Origin of the sequence: Streptomyces fuscigenes, from assembly GCF_021556455.1 — a bacterium.
Lineage (GTDB): Bacteria > Actinomycetota > Actinomycetes > Streptomycetales > Streptomycetaceae > Streptomyces > Streptomyces fuscigenes.
Window position 1 is genome coordinate 26,874 of sequence record NZ_JAKGCV010000016.1, and the last position, 7,735, is coordinate 34,608.

Sequence of the window (7,735 nt, forward strand, 5' to 3'; positions counted from 1 at the left end):
GGAAACAGGAGCGCAGAGCAGAAGCAGATCCACGGAGCTCCCGACTACTTAGCGAACAGTGCTTCGCAGCTCTCGTAGCCAAGCCCACCGGTGTTGACGAATACGGCACCCCAGCAGGAGACCACGCGAGGTGTTACGGCACGCCACCCGAGACCCAGTCGAGACACCGCAGGTGGTCGGCACCTGAAAGGCGAAGTACAGCAGGCTCACACTCGTGAGCGTGAGGGCCCCCATCCACGATCCTTGCCCAGTGATCCACGCGACCACCGCTAGCAGAGACGTGACATAGCCCCAGTAGAGGCGAAGCCCACCTCTCGGAAACTCTAGCCTCATGTGGGGGCGTGGCCAGCGCCTACGCCTTCGCGCATCGCCTGCATCTGCTGCACGAAAGATGTCTCGCATCCTCCAGGACGCCCCGACGACGATCGAGATCGCGGATAGCAGCTGCAGCAACTTCCCCGGGCGGCCTTCGAGGCCAGCAAGCCACTCCTCTTCGTAACGCTCGGCCATCGCCACGTCGGTGATGCGCCTTGCAGACCAACGCACCAGCGTCCGCCCTAGCCAGGGGCACACATCGACAGCCTCGTTGACGATCACGCCCAGCACGAGGGGAACGATAATCTCGGCAGCGCTCACCAGGCACCTCCCCAACGACTCGTAAGCCGTAGCGCTGGCCGCAGCCTGCCGCGGCTCCGAGTGGGGGCAAGTTGCCCTCGTCGCTCCAGCACGACGGCCCGACTAGCTGCGGCTCCGTCCTTCGTTAGGGAGTAGAAACGACGTCGAGGACGACCTTCGTCCGGGTGCCCGGTCTCCCAGCGGCTCTCCAACCATCCGGCCTGCTCCATGCGGGCGAGGATGGGATACACGCTGCCTGTCGGCCGTGCGGCAGCCTTGGCCACCGCAAAGCCATGCAGCTCACCAGAGGCGGCAAGAAAGGCCTCCATGACGTCGAGTGTCGCCGGAGTGATGCGGAAGGAATGCTCCATGCGCTAACTCTACATATGAAGCGTTGGTGATGTATGCGTTTCCTGAGAAGACGTCACCACACAGCACGAGCACCCTTATCGGGCCGTCTGCGGGCCACCCCAGGGCTCACAACGGCAACCAACACCGACAATCGTCGACGGCTCAGCCGCAGGTCACAGCATTGGTCGCCCACTGGGCCCCAGGCCATCGGGACCCCGGCTCATTTCCAGAAGAACTGACACCCGATCTTTCAAGAGGGCGTCGGTTGGCCCGACACCAGCGCCTGACACCAACGGGCCCGGACGCATCACTCGCGCGAGTAGCGCGATCTTGCCTTAGAGGCTGACACTTTAGGTCGACAATCGATGACATAGCAGTCAATTTCCGGCAGCGTTGGATCGGAGTCCACCACTTCCGTCAAGAGTTCATAAACCTCTTCCTTTTCTCGACTGTGGCACATCACCACATAAGTGCCTCGATCCGCCCTTGCTGAATCCATATAATTCGGTAGCTGTATCGCCAATCCGTGTTTAATCTCCTCTCTTTTGTCGTCCTTCTTAAACTCGACGATGTTTACCGAATTATTCAGCCTGAGCGTGAAATCCGTAGGACCGGACCCATGATCCGCATTTGGCTCTACATGTATACCCAGCACCCCGAAGAGAAGCTGTGAGAAAATCCTGAACATGCCTTGGTGATGCGACTCATGCAATGGACGGCCATCTCGCCCGTAGAGGAGTTTCCAAGCACCTTCCCTGCCCACCGCGGCCGCGAATCTCCCCACAACGTCATCGATAGCCACAGCGAGCGACTCTGAATCGGGCATGTCGAGTCGAACACTGTTGAAGCGCGACGCCCAGGACTTACTGTCAACCATCTGCGACAAATCCCCACGTTGAGTCACATCAAGGACTCTGGGAATATCGAACCCCCGAGAGAGGAAGGCGAACGGCTCACGGTATCCAGCCGCCACTAGATCGAATTTCTCTCTCGTCAGCAGCCGCCCTACGACGAATGAGACATCGTCATTCCCTGACATATTAACGGAAGCCGAATTGGTGATACGGCAATCATGCCGCACCACCCCCATGACCGATTTACCGCCAGGAAGGTTAATGACAGCATTATCCGAATGTGCATCGCGGGGAGAATATCGAGTGACTCCCGCATGAGTGAACCAGTCACCTTGATTCGGAGGGGATTCCGAGATTTCCGCGAACCCCAGCCCTCGGATTAGATCGGCAATGACATGACCTACGAAATCCGCCTTCCGAAGCCCCCCAGAATCCCTCCTGTCAGGCAAATTCCAAGTGCCCTGAAAAACGGCTCGACTTACCGGTTTGAGCATGTTCTGCAATACATTAGGATGCACATAATAAGCTTGGAATGATAGATTTGGGTCATCCTTCGCAGGAACCTCATTCCAGGCCATTTATCCTCCATTTTCCAGTCTCAGTGTGACGAGACGATACTCGGTCGTGGGCGCTCCCCGCGTAGAGGACGTCGAGCGTTGAACGCAGGAAGGGGTTGCTCGATATCACTGTCGACGAGCACGGAGACACGGACGAGGCCGAGGGCACCTATCCCCTCATTCCACCTGGCCGGAAGCGAAGCTGCCCGATTGAGTGAGCGTTTAGCTGCGCTACAACCGCAACACACACGGACGACCACAGACGCTCAGGGACCGTGTCCCCAGGTCAACAGCGGTCCGACCGCAGGTCGCTCTCCCGCCTGCATCGCTTCGGGACGAAGCAGTCACAGTCGCAAGGCATCATCGCTAGGCCCCGCCAGCGCGGCTTGCCCTGGTCGACGTCACCAAACAGCTTGGCTGACTGTCGTCGGCTGAGGTTCTGACGGGCGCACGGGGGAGGATCGATCGGACGGAAGGCCGCTTCGGGGAGGGGAGCCCGGATGTGTGTTCGGGCCACCCTCCCCGTGTTGGCAGGCCGCGCTGTTCCGTGGCAGACCTTCAGATCCCTTGTGATTCGGTGGCCGCCAAGAGGTGACCGCGGCTCGTCGCGACGCGGAGGACGTCAGTCAGCACCGCGGTCAGTTCCTTCGCCAGGCGCCGCATGTCCTCAGCGTCCGCGTCCTCGTCGCCGAGGCTTTCGGATGCCTGTTCCAGCAGTTCGGCCGCAATGCCGAGTTGCACCGTTTCGACGTCGTCCGCCAAGCGGGACAGGTAGCCACCCCGGTCGTCGGTACTCAAGTAGCAGGATTTGCCCTCCGGACCCGACCACGGGAGAAGCCGCAGCTCATTCGAGGTTGTCATCTTGGGTAGGCCTCTCGTCGATCAGATGGTGGGAGGTGAAGACGGCGTCGACGCGATCTCCCGGGAAGGTCAGGAGCGCAGCTTCGACGACGCGTTCCCTGGAGTCGGTGGCGATGCGGGTGATGGCGAGCACCGCCGCCGTCGAGCCGATCCGGAGGGCCGATGCTTCGTCCGGTGTCGGGGGACGAGCAGATACCGATTCCCGGACGGCGGCCTGCGGCAGCGGACCGAGGACGGCGAATCGTGCTAACGCCCTTCGATGCGCGGAGTCGTCGTCGAGCGATCCGGCCGGCGTTAGGTCGCACGGCATATAGATGCGGGCCAGACCGTGCGGCGACTCCCCTTGGAGGCTCAGGCAGGAGAACTCCGAGACGGGGCTGCCCGTGGGCACCTTCAAGAGGGTCGCGATGTGGCCGTGGGCCTGAACCGTGGTCCTGCGTACGGTGACGCGCAAGGCCGGCTCGGCGGCGGTCCACGGGTCGAACGTTCCCCAGCCGCTGACGTACAGCATCTTCCGGACCGGGCGACGGACGAAGTTGCCCTTGCCGTGGATCTTCTGCACGAGCCCTTCCCCCTGGAGTGTCGCGAGTGCACGTCGCAGGGTCACGGTGCTGACCCCGTATCGGTCGGCCAAGGCGGTTTCGGAGGGCAGCCGTTCGCCGGGGTGCATGCGGCCGGTCGTGATCTGTTGCCGGAGGTCGTCGGCGATGGCGTGGTGGCGAGGCGGCACGGGCCCGGTCACCGCCCTCTCCACGTCCGCACGGCGGCGAACCTCGTACGCGCGTGGATGGCCAGAAGCTCCCCCGACTCGAAGACCAGTTGCTTGGCTCCCCGGCGGGGCTGGACGAGATCCCGCACTCGGCAGGCTCGGCCTCGGAGTTGGATGACGTCTCCACGTTGCACGGTGGTCGCGGTGATTTCGACGTGGGAGACCAGCGGCCCCGTGGACGTCCAGGCGCTCACCGCGTCACCTCCACGGGCGTGATCGGGGCGGGCCCCGAGTGGCACGGGCACATGCACGCTTCGTAGAACACCGGGAGATCGGCCGGGCCCGGGGCCGGGGTGGATTCCGTGCAGGTGGCGTGCGTGCCGATCCGGCAAGCAGTCGATCGGTACGGGATGGACACGGCGGCCGTGACGTGTGGCTGTCGACGAGGCGGCATCAGCGGACCCCCACGAGGGCCGACCATGCGTCGCTCGACAGGTACGGGGCTACGACCACCGTGCGGGGCCGCACGCGCCTTTCCCACGCGAGCAGATACGGGCGGACGAGCGCGACGTCCTCACCCGCGAGCGCCATCGGGTTCGTCGCCTGGCCGGAACCCCAACTCAGGGCGAGGGCGGACACGGCAGCGGATGACGGCGAGGACGGGGCACAGAGAGGCTCGGGGGGCGTGAGAGGGCGGCTGTGCCGGCCTTTGGAACTCCGCACTCTGGTGCGGGAGACGGCACGGCGGATACGGTCGAACACGCTGATCAGCTCCTATCGCTGACGGCCCGGTCCCCCGACATCGCCCGTCGTGGGGACCGTTTTGCGTACGACCGCCCAGAGGGTGCGGCCGTTCATGCTGGTGGCGAGGAGCCCGAATCGATCGGCCTCGGCCACCACGTCCACGACCTGCTGCCATGTCTCGGCGGAGAGCGTGTCTAAGAGCTCCGCCTCGACCGACGTGTGTCGAGGGTGTTCCTCCACTCGTGCGTGAAGCCCAAGGGCGGACAGCCGGGCGGCGATGGCCGCCGCGCTAACTCCCGAAGCGGGCACAGGGCAGCCTCCGTCACCAGCGATCACTTTGAGTGAAGCTAGTTAACTAGGTTAGAGCTAGTGGACTAGATTTTCTACATGCCTGAGCAACCGCCCTATCTCCGTATCGCCGACGAACTCCGGCAGCGGATCGCGGAGCGCGTATGGGAGCCGGGGGATCGCCTGCCGTCCCGCGCCCAGATCGGCCAGGAATGCGGAGTGGGCGAGAACGTGGTCCGCCGGGCACAGGAGTTGCTGATCTCCCAGGGCGTGCTGGAGGGGCGAGCCGGTTCGGGCACCTACGTCGCCGAGCCTCGGCAGCGGGTGCGCGTCGTACGGTCGTCAGCGCGGGAGCAGCCGGGTGCGTCACCGTTCCGGGCGGACATGAAGGCCGTGGGCAGGCAGGGCGATTGGGAGAGCCGGACGGACGCGAAGGTGCCGGCGCCTGCCGACATCGCGGCGCGGCTCGGGATCGCCGAGGGCGAGCTGTGCGTCCGGACGGTGTACGAGTTCCTCGCGGACGGCAGGCCGGTCCAGCTGTCGACGAGTTGGGAACCCTACGACCTCACCGCCGGGTCGCTCGTCGTCCTCCCCGAAGGAGGGCCGCACGCAGGAGCGGGCGTGGTGAACCGCATGGCCGTGATCGGTGTGACCGTCACCCATGCCGTGGAACAGCCGGAGCCCAGGCAGGCGACAGCCGAAGAGGCGTCGCTACTCGGCATCCAGAAAGCCGCGCTCGTCACGCACATCCGGCGGACGTACTACAGCGACCAAGGGCAGCCCGTCGAGACGGCGGACATCGTGGTGCCCGCGGCCCACTGCGAGATCGTGTACGAGATTCCGATCAACCGGTAGTCGGTGGACGGCCGGTGACCGGGCTTGATCTTCGGATTCCGTGCCCCCTGCGTGCCCCATCTGTGCCCGCAAGAGCGGGAAACCAGGGGGGACAGCGGTGCCGGGCGGGTACCGGGCATGGCGACGGCCCCCGACCGTCTTGCCTGGTCAGGGGCCGTTTACCTGCGGTGGGTGTGGGATTTGAACCCACGGTGACATTGCTGCCACGACGGTTTTCAAGACCGTTCCCTTAGGCCGCTCGGGCAACCCACCTCGCCCCGGCGCAGCCGCGTCGGGGCGAGGGACAGCCTACCGGCTGGGGAGGGTTCGGCCGTGACTCGGTGGGGGTGCTGGGGGCCGGGGTTGCGGGCGTCGCGGGTGGTACGCCGGCTCCGTGGGGCGCGTTCCGGGGAAGGTCCCGGGCGGGCACGGGGAGCGTTGGATCGCAACTCGGGGTCGCTGCTGTCGGGGGCTGTGGAGCTGGGGGAGGGGCGCCGGCCCTGGCGGGGCTGGGGTGTGCGGGCTCGCGGGGCGGGGGGCGATTGTCCGTTTTATGGTGTTGGGGTGGATGACGACTCCGAGATACGGGACGCGTACGAACCCTCCGACGAGTCCCAGCCCGTCGACTCCGAACTGGTCGACGACGAGGCCGCTGAGGCCCGCCCTGCCGACTCCGAGCCCGATGTGCTGCTGGACGTTCCCACCCTCAACATCGACGAGATCAACCTGCAGGTCGAGGATCTGCGGGCGAAGGTCTCGCTGCACGCCGAGGTCCTCGACCTGCTGAAGCTCGACGTCGGCGCCGATGTGGCGCTCGGGCGGGTCGAGCTCGACATCAAGGGCGTGGAGGCGCAGGCCCTGCTGAAGGTGCGCCTCGACACCGTGGGCGCCGTGGTGGAGCGACTGCTGCAGTCGGTCGACCGCAACCCGCAGATCCTCGAGCAGATCACGTCGTCGGTGGGTTCCGCCGTCGAGGACGTCGGCTCGGCGAGTGGTGAAGCGCTCGGCGAGGTGGGGCGTGGCGTCGGGGAGGCGGGCCGCGAGGTCGGACGCGGGGTGGGGAACGCCGGTGAGCAGTTGGGCGGCGCCGCCGCCGATGCCACGAAGGACGTCACGGAGACGGCTTCGAGCGCCGCGAAGGGCGTGACCGACACCGCCGCGAAGACCGCCGACAAGGCGACCGACAGCGTGGGCGACGCCGTCGGTGACGCCACGGACACCGCGGCGGGTGCGGCGAAGGGCGCCACGGACGCGGCGGGCGAGGCCGCCGGCTCCGCGGGGAAGGCGGCGGGTGATGCGGCGGGCGCGGCCGGTGAGGCCGCGGGCGGCGCCGCCGAGGACGCGGGCGGCGCTGCTGAGGACACGGAGCGGGATCTGTCTCGGACGGCGGACTCGGCAACCGACGAAGCCCGTCCGGCCGTGGAGGCCGCGTCCGAGAGCACGCACCGCGGCGGCGGTGACACCAGCGGCGAGCGGCGCAAGGTGCGGCGCAAGGCCGTGGGGCAGGGCGGGAGTTCTGCCGAGCACGCGGAGGAGCGTCCGCGCAGGCGGCCTGCGACACGCGGTTCTCAGCGGTCCGGTGATCGGCCCTCCGAGGGCGAATCCGGCTCGGAGGAGCAGCCGCACCGCAGGCCCACGCGGCGGGCCGAGCAGCGCCCGCGCCGCCCGACGGCCCGGCGTCCGCCGTCCGACGAGGACGGCGAGGACGGCGAGGACGGCAAGGAGGACGGCGAGGGCCGGTAGGGTCCCGCGGCCCCCGCCCGGCTGATGCCCGCTCCGGATCAGTGGTCGGATCTTGCTCCGCTGTGGCGGCGGTCCGCTCTCGCGCCGGGTGGTGGTTCCGGTCGCCGTCGCGCGGGCCGGGCCACGGGAGCCCCGCGCGCACGCTCCCGTGCAGCGCCCGCCTCCGGCGCGCCGCACCC

General features: G+C 66.7%; 9 protein-coding genes and 1 tRNA gene. 2 read left to right on the top strand and 8 right to left on the bottom strand.

What is annotated here, in order from left to right:
• Positions 1-632: 632 nt before the first annotated feature.
• The 7 genes from L1885_RS03805 to L1885_RS03835 form a co-directional block, all read right to left on the bottom strand.
• Positions 633-986: a PadR family transcriptional regulator gene (locus L1885_RS03805; protein ID WP_308117274.1), complete on the bottom strand. Its 354-nt coding sequence runs from the start codon at positions 984-986 to the stop codon at positions 633-635.
• Positions 987-1,273: 287 nt separating this feature from the next.
• Positions 1,274-2,398 (bottom strand): DUF8371 domain-containing protein, encoded by a 1,125-nt coding sequence (locus L1885_RS03810; RefSeq protein WP_235795525.1) that lies wholly within the window; start codon positions 2,396-2,398, stop codon positions 1,274-1,276.
• A 537-nt stretch (positions 2,399-2,935) separates the two neighbouring features.
• Entirely contained in the window at positions 2,936-3,238 is a 303-nt protein-coding gene (locus L1885_RS03815; RefSeq protein ID WP_235795526.1) for a hypothetical protein, read from the bottom strand.
• Complete coding sequence (locus L1885_RS03820) at positions 3,222-3,980, bottom strand: GntR family transcriptional regulator (protein WP_235795527.1); 759 nt, start codon at positions 3,978-3,980, stop codon at positions 3,222-3,224. Before L1885_RS03820 ends, L1885_RS03815 begins: the two co-directional genes overlap by 17 nt.
• On the bottom strand, positions 3,977-4,201 hold the full coding sequence (locus L1885_RS03825) for a hypothetical protein (RefSeq protein ID WP_235795528.1): 225 nt from the start codon (positions 4,199-4,201) through the stop codon (positions 3,977-3,979). The genes L1885_RS03820 and L1885_RS03825 overlap by 4 nt, the downstream gene beginning before the upstream one ends.
• 199 nt (positions 4,202-4,400) lie before the next feature.
• Positions 4,401-4,586 (bottom strand): hypothetical protein, encoded by a 186-nt coding sequence (locus L1885_RS03830; protein WP_235795529.1) that lies wholly within the window; start codon positions 4,584-4,586, stop codon positions 4,401-4,403.
• A 135-nt stretch (positions 4,587-4,721) separates the two neighbouring features.
• On the bottom strand, positions 4,722-5,000 hold the full coding sequence (locus L1885_RS03835; RefSeq protein WP_235795533.1) for a hypothetical protein: 279 nt from the start codon (positions 4,998-5,000) through the stop codon (positions 4,722-4,724).
• A 78-nt stretch (positions 5,001-5,078) separates the two neighbouring features.
• On the opposite strand from L1885_RS03835, the gene L1885_RS03840 reads away from it, so the two are divergent.
• Positions 5,079-5,834, top strand: coding sequence for a GntR family transcriptional regulator (locus L1885_RS03840; RefSeq protein WP_235795530.1), 756 nt, complete (start codon positions 5,079-5,081; stop codon positions 5,832-5,834).
• Positions 5,835-5,999: 165 nt separating this feature from the next.
• Here the strand turns inward: L1885_RS03840 and L1885_RS03845 are convergent.
• Positions 6,000-6,086: transfer RNA gene (locus tag L1885_RS03845), tRNA-Ser, on the bottom strand.
• A 291-nt stretch (positions 6,087-6,377) separates the two neighbouring features.
• Here L1885_RS03845 and L1885_RS03850 point away from each other — a divergent pair.
• A complete protein-coding gene (locus L1885_RS03850) occupies positions 6,378-7,556 on the top strand; it encodes a hypothetical protein (protein ID WP_235795531.1) in 1,179 nt (392 codons plus the stop codon).
• The last annotated feature ends 179 nt before the right edge of the window (positions 7,557-7,735 follow it).